This is a genomic window from Mesorhizobium sp. P3_A9, assembly GCF_056402975.1.
In genome coordinates, this window is record NZ_JBFUGJ010000017.1 from 1 (window position 1) to 18,617 (window position 18,617).

22 protein-coding genes are annotated in these 18,617 nt (G+C 64.9%); 7 read left to right on the top strand and 15 right to left on the bottom strand.

From position 1 onward, the window contains the following. On the top strand, positions 1 to 405 hold a 405-nt coding region (locus tag AC1DX0_RS05190; protein WP_477354494.1), incomplete at its 5' end, for a DMT family transporter. A 74-nt stretch (positions 406 to 479) separates the two neighbouring features. On the opposite strand, the gene AC1DX0_RS05195 is transcribed toward AC1DX0_RS05190, so the two are convergent. The 9 genes from AC1DX0_RS05195 to AC1DX0_RS05235 form a co-directional block, all read right to left on the bottom strand. Beyond that, the gene (locus tag AC1DX0_RS05195) at positions 480 to 629 is read right to left on the bottom strand and encodes a hypothetical protein (protein ID WP_013894378.1); all 150 of its coding nucleotides are present in this window, start codon (positions 627 to 629) and stop codon (positions 480 to 482) included. A gap of 24 nt (positions 630 to 653) precedes the next feature. Further along, on the bottom strand, positions 654 to 977 hold the full coding sequence (locus AC1DX0_RS05200) for a DUF2934 domain-containing protein (RefSeq protein ID WP_477223642.1): 324 nt from the start codon (positions 975 to 977) through the stop codon (positions 654 to 656). 185 nt (positions 978 to 1,162) lie between these two features. Then, a complete protein-coding gene (locus AC1DX0_RS05205) occupies positions 1,163 to 1,411 on the bottom strand; it encodes a hypothetical protein (RefSeq protein WP_477223641.1) in 249 nt (82 codons plus the stop codon). A 413-nt stretch (positions 1,412 to 1,824) separates the two neighbouring features. Beyond that, complete coding sequence (locus tag AC1DX0_RS05210) at positions 1,825 to 2,436, bottom strand: BA14K family protein (protein ID WP_477354497.1); 612 nt, start codon at positions 2,434 to 2,436, stop codon at positions 1,825 to 1,827. 123 nt (positions 2,437 to 2,559) lie between these two features. Then, the gene (locus AC1DX0_RS05215) at positions 2,560 to 3,081 is read right to left on the bottom strand and encodes a DoxX family protein (RefSeq protein ID WP_477224448.1); all 522 of its coding nucleotides are present in this window, start codon (positions 3,079 to 3,081) and stop codon (positions 2,560 to 2,562) included. A gap of 336 nt (positions 3,082 to 3,417) precedes the next feature. Then, a complete protein-coding gene (locus AC1DX0_RS05220) occupies positions 3,418 to 3,894 on the bottom strand; it encodes a tetratricopeptide repeat protein (RefSeq protein ID WP_477224449.1) in 477 nt (158 codons plus the stop codon). A 31-nt stretch (positions 3,895 to 3,925) separates the two neighbouring features. Then, entirely contained in the window at positions 3,926 to 4,897 is a 972-nt protein-coding gene (locus AC1DX0_RS05225; RefSeq protein ID WP_477224450.1) for an MBL fold metallo-hydrolase, read from the bottom strand. A 140-nt stretch (positions 4,898 to 5,037) separates the two neighbouring features. Beyond that, complete coding sequence (locus AC1DX0_RS05230; protein ID WP_477224451.1) at positions 5,038 to 5,256, bottom strand: DUF680 domain-containing protein; 219 nt, start codon at positions 5,254 to 5,256, stop codon at positions 5,038 to 5,040. Positions 5,257 to 5,304: 48 nt separating this feature from the next. After that, complete coding sequence (locus AC1DX0_RS05235; protein WP_477224452.1) at positions 5,305 to 5,553, bottom strand: DUF680 domain-containing protein; 249 nt, start codon at positions 5,551 to 5,553, stop codon at positions 5,305 to 5,307. A gap of 637 nt (positions 5,554 to 6,190) precedes the next feature. Here AC1DX0_RS05235 and AC1DX0_RS05240 point away from each other — a divergent pair. From AC1DX0_RS05240 to AC1DX0_RS05250, 3 genes are read left to right on the top strand one after another with little or no spacing between them, the layout of a single operon-like run. Continuing rightward, positions 6,191 to 10,303: a Pls/PosA family non-ribosomal peptide synthetase gene (locus AC1DX0_RS05240; RefSeq protein WP_477224453.1), complete on the top strand. Its 4,113-nt coding sequence runs from the start codon at positions 6,191 to 6,193 to the stop codon at positions 10,301 to 10,303. Positions 10,304 to 10,329: 26 nt separating this feature from the next. Further along, complete coding sequence (locus AC1DX0_RS05245) at positions 10,330 to 10,770, top strand: GNAT family N-acetyltransferase (protein WP_477224454.1); 441 nt, start codon at positions 10,330 to 10,332, stop codon at positions 10,768 to 10,770. Next, a complete protein-coding gene (locus tag AC1DX0_RS05250; protein WP_477354500.1) occupies positions 10,767 to 11,426 on the top strand; it encodes a 4'-phosphopantetheinyl transferase family protein in 660 nt (219 codons plus the stop codon). Before AC1DX0_RS05245 ends, AC1DX0_RS05250 begins: the two co-directional genes overlap by 4 nt. Before the next feature lie 9 nt (positions 11,427 to 11,435). Here AC1DX0_RS05250 and AC1DX0_RS05255 read toward each other — a convergent pair whose 3' ends face one another. The 3 genes from AC1DX0_RS05255 to AC1DX0_RS05265 all read right to left on the bottom strand — a co-directional run bounded on the left by AC1DX0_RS05255 (position 11,436) and on the right by AC1DX0_RS05265 (position 13,897). Then, positions 11,436 to 12,536, bottom strand: a complete 1,101-nt coding sequence (locus AC1DX0_RS05255; RefSeq protein WP_477224456.1) for a KamA family radical SAM protein — start codon at positions 12,534 to 12,536, stop codon at positions 11,436 to 11,438. Between the two features lie 285 nt (positions 12,537 to 12,821). Further along, entirely contained in the window at positions 12,822 to 13,718 is an 897-nt protein-coding gene (locus AC1DX0_RS05260) for an NmrA family NAD(P)-binding protein (protein ID WP_477224457.1), read from the bottom strand. Next, the gene (locus AC1DX0_RS05265) at positions 13,715 to 13,897 is read right to left on the bottom strand and encodes a YjiS-like domain-containing protein (protein ID WP_477224458.1); all 183 of its coding nucleotides are present in this window, start codon (positions 13,895 to 13,897) and stop codon (positions 13,715 to 13,717) included. The genes AC1DX0_RS05260 and AC1DX0_RS05265 overlap by 4 nt, the downstream gene beginning before the upstream one ends. Positions 13,898 to 14,109: 212 nt before the next feature. Between AC1DX0_RS05265 and AC1DX0_RS05270 the strand changes: the two genes are divergently transcribed. Both AC1DX0_RS05270 and AC1DX0_RS05275 read left to right on the top strand, forming a co-directional pair. Continuing rightward, on the top strand, positions 14,110 to 15,033 hold the full coding sequence (locus tag AC1DX0_RS05270; protein WP_477224459.1) for a transcriptional regulator GcvA: 924 nt from the start codon (positions 14,110 to 14,112) through the stop codon (positions 15,031 to 15,033). A gap of 202 nt (positions 15,034 to 15,235) precedes the next feature. Next, complete coding sequence (locus AC1DX0_RS05275) at positions 15,236 to 15,478, top strand: helix-turn-helix domain-containing protein (protein WP_477224503.1); 243 nt, start codon at positions 15,236 to 15,238, stop codon at positions 15,476 to 15,478. 188 nt (positions 15,479 to 15,666) lie between these two features. Here the strand turns inward: AC1DX0_RS05275 and AC1DX0_RS05280 are convergent, their stop codons facing one another. The 3 genes from AC1DX0_RS05280 to AC1DX0_RS05290 are packed head-to-tail and all read right to left on the bottom strand — an operon-like array spanning position 15,667 to position 17,568. Then, positions 15,667 to 15,879 carry a tautomerase family protein gene (locus AC1DX0_RS05280; protein ID WP_477224460.1) on the bottom strand — a complete coding sequence of 71 codons (213 nt, stop codon included), beginning with the start codon at positions 15,877 to 15,879 and terminating at the stop codon, positions 15,667 to 15,669. A gap of 28 nt (positions 15,880 to 15,907) precedes the next feature. Further along, positions 15,908 to 16,798: an SDR family oxidoreductase gene (locus AC1DX0_RS05285; RefSeq protein ID WP_477224461.1), complete on the bottom strand. Its 891-nt coding sequence runs from the start codon at positions 16,796 to 16,798 to the stop codon at positions 15,908 to 15,910. 11 nt (positions 16,799 to 16,809) lie between these two features. Then, positions 16,810 to 17,568: an SDR family oxidoreductase gene (locus tag AC1DX0_RS05290; protein WP_477224462.1), complete on the bottom strand. Its 759-nt coding sequence runs from the start codon at positions 17,566 to 17,568 to the stop codon at positions 16,810 to 16,812. 103 nt (positions 17,569 to 17,671) lie between these two features. Between AC1DX0_RS05290 and AC1DX0_RS05295 the strand changes: the two genes are divergently transcribed. Next, positions 17,672 to 18,565, top strand: coding sequence for a LysR family transcriptional regulator (locus AC1DX0_RS05295; RefSeq protein WP_477224463.1), 894 nt, complete (start codon positions 17,672 to 17,674; stop codon positions 18,563 to 18,565). The last annotated feature ends 52 nt before the right edge of the window (positions 18,566 to 18,617 follow it).

Sequence of the window (18,617 nt, forward strand, 5' to 3'; positions counted from 1 at the left end):
GGCCTCTACACCGTGCTTTTGCGCCGTGCCAAATTCGGCATCGAACTCCTGCCGATGGTCGTGCTGCTGCTCGGCGCCGGTGCGCTGGTCGCCTTGCCTTTCCATCTGTGGGAATTGTTCAACGACGAACGCTCCGCCATGAACGTCCACAGCCTTCTCGCCCTCGCCTATCTGGCGGGTCCCGGCGGCGCCTTGATGTACTATCTCTACAACAAAAGCGTGGAAACGCTCGGCGCCAGCCGGGCAAGCATGCTGCTCTATTTGCAGACGGTGTTCGTGGCTGTGCTCGCCTACCTGCTGCTCGGCGAGGGCTTGCACGATTACGATCTGGTCGGTGCTGCCTTCATCGTCGCCGGCATCGTCCTCGCCACCGTGGTCAAACCAGCTCAACCACGCGTGGTGTAGAAATCTTGCGAGTGCGGGTACCCGGTCGCAGTAGCGTGTGGTGCGTCACCATCGCGACAGTCAAAGGCACCCCCTCAATGCCGCTTGAAATACTGCACCTCGCGCTCATGCTTCTCCGCCGCTTCGCGCGTCTCAAACGTGCCGAGATTCCGCCTCTTCCCGGTCTTCTCATCCTTCTTGCGCGAATAAAGCCGGTATTTGCCGTCCTTGAGTTTGCGGATCATCTCGCTCTCCCTCGCTAGGGTCGATCAGGATTTCCGCCTGGCCTTGAGGCTGCGGGCGGCCTGTTCGGTGGCGGCGCGGTCGGCGCCCAGGCGGTCGACCAGCGCTTGCGCCTCGTCGCCCGATATGCCGGTGCGCACGGCCAGCGCTTCGACCTCCAGCACATCAGTGCTGGCGATCTCGCGTGTTTCCGGCAGCGCGTCGTCGGCCGTCAGCGGCAGAGCGGCTTCCCGGTCGATCTCCATCGCGGCCTGGTGCCAGTGGCGATCATGGTCGCCATGAGCGCCGCCTTCTCGCTGCCAGATGGCGTAGGCGCGGTCACGGATTTTGTCGTTGCGGTCGTCGGTCATGGTGGTTCTCCCTTGGTGTGGGAGATGAACGCCGCGCCGCCGCGAATGATCCAAAAAATTTACGTGATCGCTGGTCCAGGTGGAATTGCTGGATGGCCGGGAGGACGCGAGGCGCCAGCCGGGCGCAAAATGATCCAGGCGGCGGGATCTGCCCGCCGCCTGGATGCCGACCGTGGTGGCCGATGTTAGTGGCCCCAGATGCCCTGGCCATAACCCGGTGCAGGCATGCCGGAGGTCGCATTTGCCTCGGCCGCGCTGTCGGTGATGCTCTTGGTGACGCTGTGGTCGACCGCGCCGCCGGACATCATCCAATGGGTGGTGGTCGGGTAGCTGCTGGCGGCGGGGACGAAGTCCGAGCCGAAATGGTCGCTGCCGGCAAAGGCCATGCCGGAGGCAAACAGGAACGCAGCAGTAGCCAAAATGATCTTCTTCATTTCAAGTCTCCATCTTTCAAAAGTGACATCGACCTCGACGCGCCGCCCGCATCGCATTCGTGAGGCTGTCTGTTCATGCTCTCGGGCGAAACCGGCCAACCGCGACCCTCACTGGATCTTTGCGGCTGCAGGTTTCAGCGCACGACCGTCTCTCGGTTCGTTGTTGCGCTGTTGGCGGCTTCAATAAGGGGCTGGTGTTTGTGCCAACGTGGGAATGGGCGTGGTAAGAACCGCCCGAGGAGTGGGATTTTGCGTGGAATGCGGCCGGGAGACGCGGCGAAAGCCGGTCGGGAGGGCCTGCAGCGGCCCTCAAACCGGCGGCCTCACCGGCAATTGGTCTCTACCGCAGGCAGCGCCATCTCCTGATGTCGCACCGCCGCKATTTCAGAGAGGCGGAGATGGCAAGCAGCAGCCTATTCGCACTGGCGCCTCGGCCCGCCGGAATAGGGCTGGTAGCTGTTGTCCTCGGGACGGTAGGAGCGATAGCGGTTGAAGCAGGATTGGACGTGGTCGTCCGAAAGSTCCGCTGCCGCAACCAGGGGCGCGGCGCCGCCTTCGACATAGCTGACTTCGGCGGGCTGCTGCGCGGCCGGGTCGGTCGCAACGGTGTCGAGATAGGGCGACACGCAGGGCCGCTGCTGTCCGCTATAGGACCTGTAGCTGTTGTCGTCGGCATTGTAGGAGCGGTAGCGGTCGGCGCACCAAGCGACATGGGCAGGTKGCAGCCTGGCTTGCTGCTCGCCCTCGTCCGGCGCCACCGCGCCCGTATTGGTCGGGTYGGGCGCCTGCACCCTGGCGGCGGCGTCGGGCGCCACGGGCTGCGCGGCGGCCACGCGCTCCARGCSCTGCGCGGCCTTGTCGACAGGCTGTGCGTCCTTGGTCCAAAGCTGCGAGACACTGTCGGCGGGCCTTGCCTGATGCACGGGCTTGGCGACAATCAGCCAKGCAGCGAAAGCCAGCCCGCTGGCGAARACCGCAAGGGTCAGCACGAAGCCGCCGACCAGTGCCAAAACCGCTTTCATCACACACTCCTTGAGCCCCTGCTAATAGAATGCGGAGCGTGCGGACTGGTTCCAGCGAGCGAGCATATGGCAAGGGTCGGCGACTGGAGCGGCCTGCCGATGCGCAAGGCAGGCCGCCACGACGCCTCAAACCGGCAACCGTACATCCACCGTGAAGTCGTTCTCCACGGCCAGCAGTGCCGCCACCATTTCCTTGTCGCGCTGGCGCTTCTGCAAATAGAGCCCCAGCAGCCAGTCCAGCGAGATCCTGCCGGCGCCGGCGACGGCCAGCACGAACATCCCGCCTGATATCGCCAGATCCTTTTCGAAGTTCAGCAGCTCGGCCTGGGTGGCGAAGTTGGTGTGGAACAGCGTGGCGGTTGCCAGGCAGAACAGGCCGAGGCCAATGGCGCCCAGCCGCGTCAGCACGCCCGTCGCCACCGAGAGCCCTGCCCCCAGCTGCAACGCAATGGTGGCGACAAACAGCGGCAGGCCGACGCCTTGGGCCGCCATCGCCTTGGCGGCGCCGTCGAAATGGGTGGCCAGTGTCACGCCCTCATGCAGGAAGATGAAGGACATAAGCAGGCGGCCGACGAGCAAGGTCACATCCCTGATGTGGTATTTCATGGCGAGGCCGGTGAGCTTCGCGGCGAGTTCGGTCGGTATCATGGGTCAGCCTCCAATTTTTTGGCACAGGCAAGCGCAGCGCCCGTCGTGGGACGTGCAGCGCTTGCCCAATGTGATGTCTGAAAAGGCCGGAGCCGGCTCGAGGGAGAGGCGCCGGCTCCGGCAATGGGCGCCAGCCACGAGCGCCCAAACTGGGATTCACCTTTGTTGAGGTTGGCGCCAAGGCCCCCTCATCCGGCCGCTTCGCGGCCACCTTCTCCCCGTGGGGGAGAAGAGAAGGCGCGCCGTGCCGGCCCCCTCCTCTCCCCTCGGGGAGAGGTCGGATTGCCCCGAATTGCTCCAGGCAATTCGGCCTTGGCAATCCGGGTGAGGGGGACCTTACTGCGTCACCTTGGTGTCGATCGCCTTCTGCAGGTCGGAAAGCTCGTCGCAGCCGGCGGGGCAGAGTTTTTGCAGCGACGCCAGCTGTTCCTTGGCCTTTGCCATGTCGCCGGTCTCGACATAGAGCTCGCCCAGATATTCGCGGGCGGCCTTGTGGTCGGGCTTCAGCTCCAGCGCCTTGTTGTAGTAGGTCAGCGCGGTGGTGAAGTCGCCGGTCTTGCGCAGCGTGAAGCCGAGCAGATTGTAGACATCGGCCTGCTGGTTGTCCTGCGCCAGATCCCGCAGATCGGCCAGCGCGCCCTTGTAGTCCTTGGCGGCGATCTTGGCCTGGACGGCGGTAAGGTCGGGCGCGTCGGCACCCTCGATGTCGTCGACCGCATAGGCCGGCATGATTGTCGCGGGAACCACGGTCAGCACGGCGATGGCGCCGAGCAAGCCGTAGAGGGCGTGCTTGCCCAGGAAGGATTGTTTCATTGTCTTTCTCGCTTTGGTCGGAGTTACCCGTTCAAATCTGAACGGGAGAGAAGCCGTAGGCGCTGCCATCTTTCACGAAGACGCCGGTGCCGGGGAACGGGAAGTGCGACCCGGAAATGCGGATGTTGTCCGCAATCACCCGGTCGATGATCTTGTGGCGCGTGGTGATCGCGGTCGGCCCATCCTGGTCGTAGCTGCCCTGCCACTCCGGATGCGGCGCCAGAAGGGCGGGCACATACATGGTGTCGGCCGAGATCATCAGCTGCTCCTTGCCGGAGTTGGCGAGGTAGACGGAATGGCCCGGCGTGTGGCCGGGTGCGGCGAGGATCTGGATGCCGGGCGCGACTTCCGCACCGTCCTCGACCAGCTTCCAGTTCTTCCACTTCGGAAAGTTTTCGGCGATGCGCTTGCCCGCCGGCTTGCGGCCCTCCGGCAGCTTGGCCAGCCGGCTTGGGTCGGTCCACCAATTGTATTCGGTGGCGTTGACGATCAGCTCGGCATTGGGGAACACCGGCGTGTTGGTGCCCTTCTCCATCAGGCCCCAGACGTGGTCGGGGTGGAAATGCGAGATCATGATGGTGTCGATCGCCTTGTAGTCGATGCCGGCGGCGGCCATGTTGGCCGGCAAATGCGTGGCGTTGGCCTGCCACTGGCCGACGCCCGAGCCGGCATCCATCATGATCAGACGGCCGCCCATCTTGAGCACGACGACGGTGAGCGGAATGGGCATGAAGTCGGTGGTCAGCCCCGCCTTGGCGAGCGCTGCCTTGGTGTCGTCGACGGAAACATCCCTAATGAAGGCCGGGTCGTGCGGCTTCTTCCAGATGCCGTCATAGATGGCGGTCACCTCGATGTCGCCGACCGTGTATTTGTAGAAACCGACGGTCGGCTCCACCGGGGTCTGCGCGAAAGCGGGGCGGGTGAATTCAAGCTTGCCGGCAAGGCCGAAGGCAGCGGCAGCAGTGGCGGTTCCAAGCAGTGTGCGGCGTGTCATGCTGAACATCGTGTGGTCTCCTGTGGGTTGCGGGTGGTGGCAAAAGTCGGAAGGCGAGAATTCCAGGGGTGACGGAGGGCCACGCCACATGGCCCTCCGTCCTGATTGCGGGTGGGGTCGGGACTCGAGGGAGGTCCGGACCCCTGAACTCAGCGACCCCAGATGCCCTGGCCGGGTTCATCCGCATCAGATTTCATCGTCGCCTGGGCACTGTGCCGGACCATGTCCGGCTTGCGGATCGAGGCGGTGTAGGTGTTGTCGATGGTGACGGCCGTCGGGTCGGCGCGGTCGCCAAAATGGTCGCTGCCGGCAAAGGCGCCAGTGGTGGCCACGAGAATGGCGGCGGCGGTGAGAGCGATGTTTTTCATGTCGATGGTTCCTGTTTGTTGAGAGATTGATTGAAGGCCGGAGCGCGCTCAGCGGCCCCAGAGGCCGTCGCGGTTGTGCTGGGCAATGATGTCCTGCACCGAGCCCTGGCTCGGCCCGGTCGTCACCTTGGCGTCGACGCCGTTCTGCTGTGCCGTGTAGGGGATCGAAGCGGTTGCATTGGTGTCGACAGAGGCGACAGGCTGGTTGGCGTTGTCGGCGCCGAAATGGTCGCTGCCGGCAAAGGCAGCACTCGARGCAAGCAACATCGCAGCCACGCTAAGAGCGAGCTTGGTCATTTCTGATAAATCCTTGTTTCGTTTCTTCGGGTCGCGGGCCGGTGAATGGCCCCGCTGAAATGAAGACCCGGCAGGGTGGTGCTTTATTCCCGGAGGCGTCGAGATTTTTTTGGAAGAGAGGATTTCTAGAGGTTGCGGCCAAGCCAAGCTTGGGTTCCTCGCCCCCGCCAAAGGCGGGGGAGAGGTGGCCGCGAAGCGGTCGGAGAGGGGGCCTTCGTAGAGGGCGAACCTTTCAGAAAGCATCCGGCACAGGTTCGCGCCATCCCCCTCTCCGTCTCGGCTTCGCCGAGCCACCTCTCCCCCATTTCATGGGGGCGAGGAACCCAGGCTTGGAAGCGCCGCCGCTTTGCGGCATCGCCATCGCAACCGGAAGGCCGAGGCTTTCGCCCTACGATTCACCCCTGCCCCTAGCCCCTCCCCCGGTTCGCGATGGCTCCCCCAGACACACTTCAGAAACAATATTCAACAGTTCGGAAAAACTGGCGAAAAGATCGGATGGCATAAGCATCCCTCAACGGCCGGGAATCGGCCGCCGCACACGCGCATATCAGTCAGATGGCGCGGCGGCGCAGCCGGCAAGGCCTGCCAATTGCGGCGGCGACCCGGCAATACGCAGTCAGGGCGAGAAAGTTTGGAAATGGATTACGGTATCGATATCGCCGCATTGGACAGGGACGCGGCAAGGCCGGGCAGAGAGCCGGAAATTCTCGACGCGCAGCCGAAAACCGGCTCCGGTTCCGCGATGGTCGCGCGCCCCCAGATCCTGACGGGCGCCGACTTTGCCCTGGCGGGTCAGCCCGACGAGCGGCTGGACAAGGTCTTCGAGCAACTCGCCGAAACATTCGCCACCTTGCCCGCGGTGATCTCCGACGGACGTAGCTGGACCTATGAGGAACTCGACAGCCGCGCCAACCAGTTCGCCCGCGTGCTGATCAAGCGCGGCGTGCGGCCGGGCCACCGGGTCGGGCTCATTCTCGATCGGTCGGCGGAGACCTATGTCGCCGTGCTCGCCGTCGTGAAGGCAGGCGCCGCCTTCGTGCCGCTGGCCACCGCCTTTCCACAAGAGCGCATGGCGCTGATCATCGAAGACGCCAGCGTCAGCCTGATCGTCACCATCGCCACATATGCGTCGCGCGCCGACCAGCTGCCAGTTCCCCATGTGCTGATCGACAGCGCCGCCGCCGAGATCTCCAAACAGTCCGGCGCGCCGCTGAAGCCGCACAAGGCCGCCACTGCCGGCGAAGACATCTGCTACATCCTGTACACCTCCGGCACGACCGGCAGGCCGAAGGGCGTGGCTGTCCGGCACCAGAGCTTCGTCAACTTCATCCGCGTCGCCGCCGCATCCTACGGCTACAGGCCGAGCGACCGCGTCTACCAGGGCATGACCATCGCCTTCGACTTTTCTTCCGAAGAGATCTGGGTACCGTTCGTCGCCGGCGCGACCGTGGTGCCGGCACCCGGCCAGATGCCTCTGGTGGGCGAGGAACTCGCCGATTTCCTGCGCCATCACCAGATCACCTGCATGGCCTGCAGCCCGACGCTGCTGTCGTCGATGACATCCGACGTGCCCAGCCTGCGCACGCTCCTGGTCGGCGGCGAGGCCTGCCCGCACAATCTGGTGGTGCGCTGGTCGAAGCCGGGGCGGCAGATCCTCAACACCTATGGCCCGACCGAGGCGACCGTCACGGCAACGATGGGCGCGCTGACACCCGACAAGCCCGTCACCATCGGCGCGCCGCTGCCCACCTATTCCATCGTCATTCTCGACCCTTCGCTGCCGGAACTGGCCGAGCCCAGTGAACTGGGCGAGATCGGCATCGCCGGCATCGGCCTCGCCGTCGGCTATCTCAACAGGCAAGACCTGACCGACCAGAAGTTCATCGCCGACTTCCTCGGCCTGCCGAACAACCCGTCGCAGCGCATCTACCGCACGGGCGACCTTGGCCGGATCAACGGCGATGGTGAGATCGAGTATGCCGGGCGCATCGACACCCAGGTGAAGATCCGCGGCTATCGCATCGAGCTCGGCGAGATCGAGGCGGTGCTGCTCGACCAGCCGGAGATCGCGCAAGCTGCCGTCACCACCTGGGAGATCGAGCCCGGCCGCGTCGAGCTCGTCGCCTATTACGCGCGCAAGGCCGGCCAGCCGGCGCTCTCGCGCGCCGACATTGCTCAGACGATGAAGCGACGCCTGCCGGATTACATGGTGCCCTCCTATCTGGAGGAACTGCCGGCGATCCCGATGACGGTCTCCAACAAGGTCGACCTTCGCCAGCTGCCGAAGCCGACAAGCGTGCGGCTTTCCGCCGACCGGGAGATGGTGGCGCCCGGCAATGACGACGAACGTTTCCTGGCCGAGGCGCTGGCCGCAGTGCTGAAATTCGAGGACGTGTCGGTCGAGGACAATTTCTTCGACGATCTCGGCGCCAACTCGCTGCTGATGGCGCATTTCTGCGCCCGCGTGCGCACCCGCAAGGAATGGGCGACGACGTCCATGCGCGACATCTATCTCTATCCGACCGTGGCGCGCCTGGCCAAGCACCTGAGCGTGCCGGAAGAAATGACGACGGCCACCAACGAGCCTGTCCTCACCCGCAAGGCCTCGAATTTTGCCTACTGGACCTGCGGCATGGCGCAGTTGCTGTTCTACGGGGTCTACAGCTATGTGGCGCTGTGGGCGATCAACATCGGCCTCAACTGGATGTATGACGCGCTCGACGATCCGCTGCAGCTCTATATCAGGTGCGTGGCGCTTTCGTCCGGCGTCTTCTTCGGCATGACGGGTTTTGCCGTGCTGGCGAAATGGGTGCTCATCGGCCGCTGGAAGGCCGAGGCGTTTCCGATCTGGGGCCTGCGCTACTACCGCTTCTGGGTGGTCAAGACATTGATCCGCACCGCGCCGGTCGTGCTGTTCCGCGGCAGCCCGCTCTACAGCTTCTATCTGCAGCTGCTGGGAACCAAAATCGGCAAGAACGCCGTCATCGAATCCCGGTCCGTGCCGGTCTGCACGGATCTCATCTCGATTGGCGCCAACACCATACTGCGCAAGGAATCGCTGATCCTCGGCTTTCGGGCGCAGTCCGGCTACATCCATATGGGACCGCTGACCATCGGCCGCGATGCCTTCGTTGGCGTCGGCTCGACGCTCGACATCGACACGTCGATCGGCGACGGCGGCCAGCTCGGCCATTCGTCCTCACTGCAGCGCGGGCAAAGCATCCCGGACGGCGAACACTGGCATGGGTCGCCGGCCGTGCCGACCACCGCGGACTATTGCAAGGTGCGCAACGAGAACGCGTCCGACGTCAGGCGCTTCCTCTTCGAAGCGGTCCAGCTGATCGGGCTGTTTGCCGTTGTCATCCCGCTGCCGCTGCTGTTCCACAGCTATTGGGAGAATGTCGGCGACGACTATCAGGAGACGATCGGCCTGGTCGCGATCGGCACCACGGTCACGCTTTTCGGCTATATCGCGGTCGCTTTTCTCGCCGCGACTTTGCTGCCGCGCCTGCTCAGCCTGGTGCTGAAGCCAGGCCGAACCTACGCGCTCTACGGTTTCCGTTACTGGCTGCAGGCCGCCACCGAATTCTCGAGCAATTCGCGTGTGCTGGGGCTGCTGTTCGGCGACAGCTCCGCGATCGTCTATTATATCAGGGCCGTCGGCTGGAACCTTAACAAGGTGGTGCAGACCGGCTCCAACTTCGGCTCCAACCAGCAGCACGAAAACCCGCTCCTGTGCGAGATCGGCACCGAGACCATGGTGTCGGACGGCCTGTTCATGATCAACATGCACAAGTCGGCCTCCGCGTTCCGGCTCGAGCCGACGCGCATTGGCGAACGCAACTATCTCGGCAACAACATCTACTATCCGCCGGATGGCCGCACGGGCGACAACGTCCTGCTCGGCACCAAGGTGATGATCCCCATCGATGGGCCGCTGCGCGAGAATGTCGGGCTCCTGGGTTCGCCTGCCTTTGAAATCCCGCGCATGGTCAACCGCGACAAGGAACTCATCGCCGGCGTCGACGAGGCCGACCGGCGCAAGCGCATCCCGTTCAAGAACCGCCACAATCTGGTAACGATCCTCCTGTTCTTGGCAACGCAATGGGTCATGCTGTTCGCCACGCTGGCGATCTGGGACCGGGCACTGAACTACTACACCGAATGGGCGGAGGTCGCGCTGTTCGTCGCCGTGCTCCTGACTTCAGCGATCACCATTCCGTTCTACATCCTGGTCGAGCGGGCAAGCCTTGGTTTTCGCAGGCTGAAGCCGCGGATAACGACGATCTACGACGTCGACTTCTGGCGTCACGAACGCCACTGGAAGCTGGCGGATTCGCCGATCGTGAACCTGTTTGGCGGCACGCCGTTCCGGCCGATGATCCTGCGCCTGCTCGGCGTCAAGGTCGGCAAGCGCGTCTATGACGGTGGAGCCAACCTGACCGAACGCTCTCTGGTCGAGATCGGCGACGACGCCACGCTCAACGAAGGCTGCGTCATCCAGGCCCATTCGCTTGAGGAAGGCGCGTTCAAGTCCGACTACATCCGCATCGGCAAGGGCTGCACGCTCGGACCGTCCGCCTTTGTCCACTACGGCGTCGTCATGGGTGAAGGGTCGGTGGCCGATACCGATTCCTTCGTGATGAAGGGCGAAGAGCTGGAGCCCTACTCCATCTGGCGCGGCAACCCGGCCAAGCTGCATCGCTTCGTGATCCCGGTCACGGACGACGGCGCCAAGGCGCCGGCTTGAAGGCCGCAGAAGTCCGCCTCGCTCCCGTGACCGAGGCCAACCTGGCCTTGGTCATGTCGCTGGAACTGGCCCCGGGCCAGATGGATTTCGTCGCTGGCAATGCGGAGTCGCTGGAGGAGGCCGAGGCCGACGACGACGCCCGGCCGCGTGTCGTGATGGCCGGAGATCGTGTCGTCGGTTTCCTGATGTACGAGGCACCGGAAGATGACGACGAGGCGCGCATCTACCGTTTCATGATCGACCGCGCCAGCCAGGGCAAGGGCTATGGCAAGGCCGCGCTGCGCGAGGTGCTGCACGAAATCGGCGGGCTCGGCCACATCAGGCACGTCTCGATCTGCTATGAACCGGAGAATGAGGCGGCACGCCAGCTCTACCGCGCCGCCGGTTTCGTCGAAGAAGGGCTCGACGAGGATGGAGAAATGATCGCCGACCTCGTCCTCGCGGCATCGACCTGCGACAACAGATGACACCTCCCGCAAATTCGTCCTCCCCAAATCTGCCCGAGGAAATTTCGCTGGCGCAGGCGCTGGCCGCCATCGCCCCGAGCGGGGTCCGCACCGGATGCCGGCTCATCCGTGGTGAAGACGAGACCCACCTCCTGCCGGAGGAGGCCCGCTCGATCCCGGCGCGTCAGCCGGCCATGCGGCGAGCCAGCGGCGCGGCACGATGGATCGCGCACCGGCTGCTGACGGATCTCGGCTTCAACGACTTTGCCCTCCTGCGCACCCCATCCGGCGCACCCGCCTGGCCTGGCGGGGTCACGGGCTCGCTCGCGCATGACGACGACATGGCCGTGGCAGCGGTTGCGCCAGTTGGCGATATCGTGTCCCTCGGCATCGATGTCGAGCCGGCGCTGCCCCTGCCTGACGAGATCCTGACCCTGGTTGCAACCCCTGCGGATCAAACCGGCGCGGCGCCCCGGCTTCTTGCCGGCCGCATCCTCTTTGCCGCCAAGGAAGCAGTCTACAAGGCCGYCTATCCGCTTGATCGCSARGTGCTGGGCTATGAGGAYATCACCGTAGACCTGAACACAGGCCGCGCGACGACAACGACAGGCCGCAGCGCCAGCCTCGTCTACTGCATTGCCCCACGTGTGGTGGTGTTGGCGTTTGTCGGTGAATAGCGCACCGCCCTATTCGCTCACAATCTCCCGATAGGTCCTCACCGCGCCATCCTGCCCGCGAAAGCGCCAGGTTTCCCCGTCACGTCCCTCGACAGGACACGGCCCGAGCGGCACCTTGCCGCCGCCTTCCGGCAGGTCGAGGACATAGACCGGGTTGCAGATACCCGACAGCCGCGCCCTCAGCGCTTCCACCAGCGCCTGGCCCTTGGCAATCGTGGTGCGCCGGTGCGCCATGCCGCGCGCGAGGTCGCCATGGTGCAGGTAGTAGGGTTTTACCCCCAGCCGATACATCAGCTCGCGGCAGAGCTCTTCCAGCACCTCGACCGTATCGTTGACGCCTTTCAGCAGAACGCTCTGGTTGAGCAGCGCGAAGCCCGCTTGCCGCATCGTCCGGCAGGCTGCCTCGGTAGCATCGGTGATCTCGCGCGCGTGGTTGAAATGGGTGATGACGGTGACCATCAGCCGGCCCTGCAAGGCCTCGACCAGCCCCGASGTGATGCGCGASGGCAGCGCCACCGGCACRCGCGTGTGGATGCGCAGCAGCCGCACATGCGGGATAGCCTCGATGCGCGCGCGGATTTCGGCCAAGGCCTTATCGGGCAGCGACAGCGGGTCGCCGCCGGTCAGGATCACCTCGCGGATTTCGGGATGATCCGCGATATAGGCCAGCGCCGGCTCCAGCGCCTCGCGCGTATAACCGCGACCGATCGAGGTCAGCGATTCCTTGCGAAAGCAGAACCGGCAATAGACCGCGCATTGATAGGTCGGGAACAACAGCACCCGGTCGGCATGGCGATGCGTCAATCGTGCCACCGGGGTGAACTCATGGTCGGCGATCGGATCGCCAAGCTCGCCCTCCGTCTCCACCAATTCCTCAGGTGACGGGATGATTTGCGCGCGGATCGGATCGGCCGGGTCGTTCCAGTCGATCAGGTCGAGATAGGCTTTTGGCGCACGGACCTTGTGGTGCGCGGCGGCAGCTTGCGCGGCCGCGCGCTCGGCGGGCGACAGCGGCAGGGCAGCGAGGTCGCGGACATGGCGCACGCCCTGGCGGACATCGTCCTGCCAGGCGGCGTCGAGGGCGCGGGTTGCATCTTTTAGGTCGGTCATTGGCGGTCTCGGGCTGTTCGCGCGGACCTATCGGCCGGATGGACGATTGGGTCAACTGCCACGAAGGCCAACGACGCAAGCCGCACCCTACGGCGCCCCCCTCTGTCCTGCCGGACATCTCCCCCACTTGGGGGGAGATCGGCAGCTCGGGCGCCGGCTCTCCTTTACTACGTTGGAGATTGGCGAAAGCCGAAACAACGTCCAATCTCCCCCCTTGTGGGGGAGATGTCCGGCAGGACAGAGAGGGGCGCCGTAGAGCACCAGCCTTTGCCGGGCATCCAACCTTCATCCAGTCCGCCCCTCCCTCTCGGCCATCGCCACAAAAGCACTCTCAATGCTCTCAAACCTCAGCTCCGGATAAAGCACCCCCGCCTCCGGAGTGCCCGTCTCGATCGCGGTCTCGCCACGGATCCAGAACGCCCGCAGCAAGCCAAGGCCGGGCGCTGCCGCGATCATTGCCTCCAACTCCTCCGCGCTCATGCCCACGACGCGCGGCGCGCGTCCGCTGACCCGACGCCACAGTTCGATCATCCCACTCTGCGTGATCCTGTTCTGCGCGATGCGGATCTCGCGGCGAACGGCATTGGGATCCTCCAGTGCGCGCAGGGTGACGGCAGCGATGTCTTTCTCGCTGACAAACGTCGCCGGCACATTGCCGTCGCCATAGAGCGTCACCTCATCCGGCGGCAGGGGCGCCGAACCGAAGCGCGTCAGGTCGCCGAGCGTCGCCACCCAGGTCGAGAAGAAACCGTTGGTGTAAATCACCGTATAGGGCAGATCGGCCTCCCTGACCGCGTCGAACACGGTTCTCTTGATGTCGAGCGGCGCGATCGAGCCGGGGGCGGCGGCGGCAAAGTCGAGGCCGAAGCCGGCGGAGGGCACGAAGCGGGAGACGCCGACATCTTTCACGGCGCGCACCAGCGTCATCTCGCTGGCCGAACCGACATGCACCGAGCTGATGACGCGATCGGCCTTGCCGACGGCGCGCACAAGGCTGCCATAGTCGTCGAGATCGCCGACATGCACCGTGGCGCCCAATTCCTTGAGCGGACGCATCCGCGCTTCGTTGGCTGAAGTTGCCGGCCGGACAAGGACATGGACGCTGTCGCCATTGTGCGCGCTGGCCTTCGCCATCTCGCTGCCCAGAAGCCCCGTCGCGCCGATGATCAGGGTGCTGCTCATATTTCCCTCCCGTTGTGCCGGATGGAACCGTCCCAGTCGCGCTCAAGGCCGATGTCATGCAAACGACGGTCGGAAAGCCGGGAAATCCGGCGCAGCGCGCGGCGGCGCTCGAACGCTGCCGTGCTTCGCATGGCGAAGCCGCTCATCGCGGCGCCGATGGGTCCAAGGGTTAAGGTCATCTCAGTCTCCTGTTCGCTGGGCGCAAGCGGGCCGGTGCCGCCCCAACGGGGCGAGCATGAAGATTGCTCACACTATGTCTGGTCATCGGGCGCTTCGACGGATGAAAACTTGATGCCTGTGCGCCGGTACGCCTTGATATTGGGCATTTCCGGGCTGGACGACAAACGACTCTTTGTGCAGGATTTGTGAGCAACGCTCACAGGTCGAGATCATGCCGCGCACACTGCCGCCCCTCACTGCCCTGCCCGCCTTCGACGCCGCCGCCCGGCATTTGAGTTTCACCAAGGCCGCGGACGAGCTCAATCTCACCCATGGCGCGGTCAGCCGCGCCATCCGCAACATCGAAGACAGGCTGGGCATCCAGCTCTTCGATCGCGGGACACGATCCGTCCGCCTGACAACCGTCGGTGCTGCCTACGCTTTGGAAGTCGGCAAGGCGCTGGACCAGATCGCCGCCGCCACAATCGTCGCCACGCCCGACCGCTCGACACGCATCCTCAACGTCAGCACATCGGACGGCTTCGCCGGCCGCTGGCTGGTGCCGCGGCTGCATCGCTTCCACCGCGCCAACGCCGACATCGACGTGCGGCTGGCGACCTCGGGCGTGCTGGCCGATTTCGTCAGCGACGGCATCGACATCGCCATCCGCTATGGCAAGGGCGGCTACACCGGCGTGACGGCCGAATTTCTTGCCGATGAGGAAGTCTTCCCCGTCTGCAGCCCGGAGTTGATGCAAGGCGAGCATCCGCTGCGCCTGCCCGGAGATCTGCGGCATCACAAGCTGATCCATGACGCCTTTCGCATCGACTGGGCGACATGGCTGCAACAGGCCGGCGTCGACGGCATCGACCCCAAACGCGGCGTGCGCTTCGATTCCGCCACCTTCGCCGTCGAGGCCGCCGTGCATGGCGAAGGCGTGCTGCTCGGCCGCAGCGCCCTGGTCTCGGCCGACCTCGCGGCGGGACGGCTGGTGCGGCCTTTCGACCTCGCGCTGAAATCGGCGGCCAGCTACTACGTCGTCTATTCCGACGGCGCGCTGCGGCAGAAAAAGGTCAAGGCGTTTCGCGACTGGCTGTTTGCCGAGGTGGCGGCTGATTGGGTCGGCATGCCCGGGAAAGATCGAAGCGGAACATAGGGCAATGGCCGCACGACTTGAGCCGAGCTGTTGACTCCGGCGCGGATTCGCACACCAATGTCCGCACACATTGGGTGGGGTCCTGCGATGAAAAGAGCTTACGTCAAACCGGTGCTGGCAAAGCACCAGAAACTTTCGGCCGTAACGGCCCAGGCAACCAATTCCAACGACTCCCAGGCGCCCGAGTAACCCTGAACAGAGGCTGGCAAGACCAAGTCGGCGCCAACCTCGTCTACACCCCCGCTTTCGACCGGCCCACCAGCCGCAGCGCGAGGAAGATACGCCCGTGGCGGTGCTGGCCCGCTCGCTCGGCTACACCTCCGAAAGCGCCTTCAGCAACGCCTTCAAGCGCGCCACCGGCACCGCGCCCAAGCGCTATCGGACCGCAGGGAAGGCCGAGCGGCTGGAGGATACGGAAGCGCAGCCGCTGAGCTTGGTGTCTTGAAAAATCGGGAGAGGCGGAGGCCCGAGACAGGTGGACAGCCCGGGGCTGTCCACCTGGCCCCCGCCTGATGCATGCCGCCCCAAAGGGGGCATCGGTTTTCAGGGAACCGACATGCAGGCCCGCGGACAGATTGGACGTTGGCGTCCGCGGCGGCCAGTCGTCATATGACGGGTATCAGCTCGGAGCGGCTAGTCCTTGGCGCGATAGGCTTCCGGTATGACGAACACCTCGTCGGCGCGGCCGTAGCCGCCATCGGCGACTTCCTCGACCAACACCATCGTGGTGGGGCGCGCGACCTCACCGAAAAAGTCGACGAACATGGCTGTGGTCCGATGGATGAGGTCTTCCTTCTGCGCCTTGGAGAGTGCGGCCTGCGGTACTTTTATGTTGGCGAACGGCATGGTCGTATTCCTTCTTTGAGATTGGATTTCAGGCTTTGGGATGGAGCAGGTCGGCAAGGCCGATCCGCTCCAGCAGTTGCACGCGCACGCGGTCGGCAACGCCGTTGACGATCACGGCGCCGTCATCCGATGGGTCGATGTGGACGCGAAACGGGCGGCTTCCGTGCGGCATGGCGACGAGGTCGACGATTGCCGCCGCGATCTCAGCCGGATCGGCATCCGCCGGCTCCAATGCCGCCAGCCCCTTCAGCGCCTGCTGATCGACACCGGCATAGGGACCGGACCAATAGGCGTCGGCGCGCGCCGCATCGGCGGGTGCCGCTGCGTGGTGGAAATGCTCGGTGCCCTTGGTGAAGGCGCCAGGAACGACGATCGTCGTTTCGATGCCGAAGCGGGCAAGCTCCAGCGCATAGCTCTGCGCCAGCGCGTCCATGCCGGCCTTGGCGGCGAAGTAAGGCGCCAGGAACGGCGGCGTGCCGCCGCGCGTGCTGCTCGAACCGACCCAGATCATCTGGCCCCGGCCGAGAGACCGCATATGCGGCAGGGCGGCGCGGTTGACACGCTGCGTGCCGACGACGTTGACGTCATAGAGCTGCGCCAGCTGTTCGGGCGAGAACGCCTCGGCCGGGCCGAACCCCATATGCCCGGCATTGTGGATCAGCACGTCGAGCTGGCCGGCTTCAGCAACGATCTGCTGGATCGCCGCCTGCGCCGAGGCGTCGGAGGTGACGTCGAGCGCAATGGTCTTCAGCGCCACACCCTCGTCACGGGCGAAGTTTTCCATCTCGGCTACCGCCGCGCCACGTGCCGAGGGGTCGCGCATCGAGGCATAGACCGTGTGGCCCGCTCTTGCGAGCGCCCGCGCCGTCATCGCGCCGAAACCCGAGGAAGCACCGGTGATCAAAATTGTCTGTTGCATATCAGTCTCCTTTAGAGAACGCCGCCATTGGCGCGGATGATTTGTCCGTTGACCCAGCCGCTATCCGGGCCGGCAAGGAACGCGACGACGCCGGCAATGTCGTCGGGCTGGCCGAGCCGGCCGAGCGGGCTCATCTTGCCGATGGCCTCGATCTGCGCCGCGCTCTTGCCGTCCGTGAACAGCGCGGTCTCGACCGGTCCGGGCGCCACGGCGTTGACGGTGACGCGGCGCGCGCCAAGCTCCTTGGCCAGGATGTGCGTCATTGCCTCGACAGCCGCCTTGGTGGCGGCATAGACGCCGTAGCCCGGCTGGTAGAGGCCGACGACGCTCGATGAGAAATTGACGATGCGGCCGCCATCGCGCAGGCGTTTCGCGCCTTCGCGCATGCCACGGAACACACCGCCGAGATTGATCGCCACCTGCGTGTCGAACGCGGCGTCGTCGGTCGCGGCGATCGGCGAAAGCTTCATGATGCCGGCATTGTTGACGAGGATGTCGACACCGCCGAACGCCTTCTCGCCGGCGTCGAACAGTGAAGCTATGCCTGTGGGATCGGCGATGTCGGCCTGCACGGCGATCGCCTTGCCGCCTTCGGCTTCGATCGCGCCGACGACCGCTTCGGCCTCCGCACGGCCCCGTGCATAGTTGACGACGACGGCGACGCCGTCGCGGGCAAGCCGCTGGGCGATCGCCGCGCCGATGCCCTTGGAGGCGCCGGTCACGATCGCGGTTCTGGTTGGGCCACCCGTACTTGTCTGCTGGTTTGTCATGTAAGTCTCTCCGTGTTGTTGATGACACGGATATAGGCCAAGCCAACTTCCGGATAATCAGCCGTCTCTTGACATCACTATTCGTAAACTGCGAACAAAGGCCATGGATCGGCTTGACACGATGCGGCTCTTCGTTCGCGTTCTGGAACGGCGCAGCTTCACCGCTGCCGCCGCCGATCTCGGCCTGCCGCGCTCAACGGCGACAGAAGCGATCCGCCGGCTCGAAGAACATCTTGGCGCCCGCCTGCTGGAGCGCACGACACGGCAGGTGAACGCCACGCAGGACGGCGAAGCCTACTATCAGCGCTGCCTGTCGATCCTGGCCGAGATCGAGGATGCCGAAGCCGCCTTCCGCAAGGCCGAGCCCTTCGGCCTGCTGCGCATCGACGCCAGCACGCTGCTCACCCGCACCTTCCTGCTGCCGCGCCTGCCGGAGTTTTTGGCCCGCTATGTCAGGATCGACCTGCAGATCGGCCAGAGCGACCGGCTGGTCGACCTTGTGCGAGAGGGCGTCGATTGCGTCATCCGTGTCGGCGAACCGCCCGACAGCGGCATGATCATGCGCCGGCTGGGGATGATCCGCGAGATGACTTGCGCCAGTCCCGGCTATCTCTCTCGCCACGGCATACCCGCCTCCCCCGATGCGCTCGACGGCCACCAGGCGGTCGGCTTCGTCTCGTCGCGCAGCGGCGAGGTGCTGCCCTTTGAATTCACCGTCAACGGCAAGACGCGCGAGATCCGGCTGCCCGGCCGTGTCGCCGCCAACAATTCCGACACCGCTGCCGATCTGGCACGGCTCGGCCTCGGCCTCATCCAGGCGCCGCGCTATCGTTTCGAGAAGGACCTGGCGGACGGCACGCTCGTCGAAGTGCTGGCCGACTGCCCGCCCTCGCCGACGCCGCTGTCGGCGCTCTACCCGCAGAACCGGCAGCTCTCGCCACGCCTGCGCGTCTTCCTCGACTGGGCGGCGCGCATCTTCGCCGAGGCGAACCTTTAGAACGAGGGGACAGGCGTCGGTTCAGTTGGTAGCTCGCCGCCATCGACCCATC

What these genes read in the sequence shown, in the direction of transcription:
- AC1DX0_RS05195 (WP_013894378.1), bottom strand. Translation starts at nt 629, where the DNA reads ATGATCCGCAAACTCAAGGACGGCAAATACCGGCTTTATTCGCGCAAG.
- AC1DX0_RS05200 (WP_477223642.1), bottom strand. Translation starts at nt 977, where the DNA reads ATGACCGACGACCGCAACGACAAAATCCGTGACCGCGCCTACGCCATC.
- AC1DX0_RS05205 (WP_477223641.1), bottom strand. Translation starts at nt 1,411, where the DNA reads ATGAAGAAGATCATTTTGGCTACTGCTGCGTTCCTGTTTGCCTCCGGC.
- AC1DX0_RS05215 (WP_477224448.1), bottom strand. Translation starts at nt 3,081, where the DNA reads ATGATACCGACCGAACTCGCCGCGAAGCTCACCGGCCTCGCCATGAAA.
- AC1DX0_RS05220 (WP_477224449.1), bottom strand. Translation starts at nt 3,894, where the DNA reads ATGAAACAATCCTTCCTGGGCAAGCACGCCCTCTACGGCTTGCTCGGC.
- AC1DX0_RS05225 (WP_477224450.1), bottom strand. Translation starts at nt 4,897, where the DNA reads ATGTTCAGCATGACACGCCGCACACTGCTTGGAACCGCCACTGCTGCC.
- AC1DX0_RS05230 (WP_477224451.1), bottom strand. Translation starts at nt 5,256, where the DNA reads ATGAAAAACATCGCTCTCACCGCCGCCGCCATTCTCGTGGCCACCACT.
- AC1DX0_RS05240 (WP_477224453.1), top strand. Translation starts at nt 6,191, where the DNA reads ATGGATTACGGTATCGATATCGCCGCATTGGACAGGGACGCGGCAAGG.
- AC1DX0_RS05260 (WP_477224457.1), bottom strand. Translation starts at nt 13,718, where the DNA reads ATGAGCAGCACCCTGATCATCGGCGCGACGGGGCTTCTGGGCAGCGAG.
- AC1DX0_RS05265 (WP_477224458.1), bottom strand. Translation starts at nt 13,897, where the DNA reads ATGACCTTAACCCTTGGACCCATCGGCGCCGCGATGAGCGGCTTCGCC.
- AC1DX0_RS05270 (WP_477224459.1), top strand. Translation starts at nt 14,110, where the DNA reads ATGCCGCGCACACTGCCGCCCCTCACTGCCCTGCCCGCCTTCGACGCC.
- AC1DX0_RS05280 (WP_477224460.1), bottom strand. Translation starts at nt 15,879, where the DNA reads ATGCCGTTCGCCAACATAAAAGTACCGCAGGCCGCACTCTCCAAGGCG.
- AC1DX0_RS05285 (WP_477224461.1), bottom strand. Translation starts at nt 16,798, where the DNA reads ATGCAACAGACAATTTTGATCACCGGTGCTTCCTCGGGTTTCGGCGCG.
- AC1DX0_RS05290 (WP_477224462.1), bottom strand. Translation starts at nt 17,568, where the DNA reads ATGACAAACCAGCAGACAAGTACGGGTGGCCCAACCAGAACCGCGATC.
- AC1DX0_RS05295 (WP_477224463.1), top strand. Translation starts at nt 17,672, where the DNA reads ATGGATCGGCTTGACACGATGCGGCTCTTCGTTCGCGTTCTGGAACGG.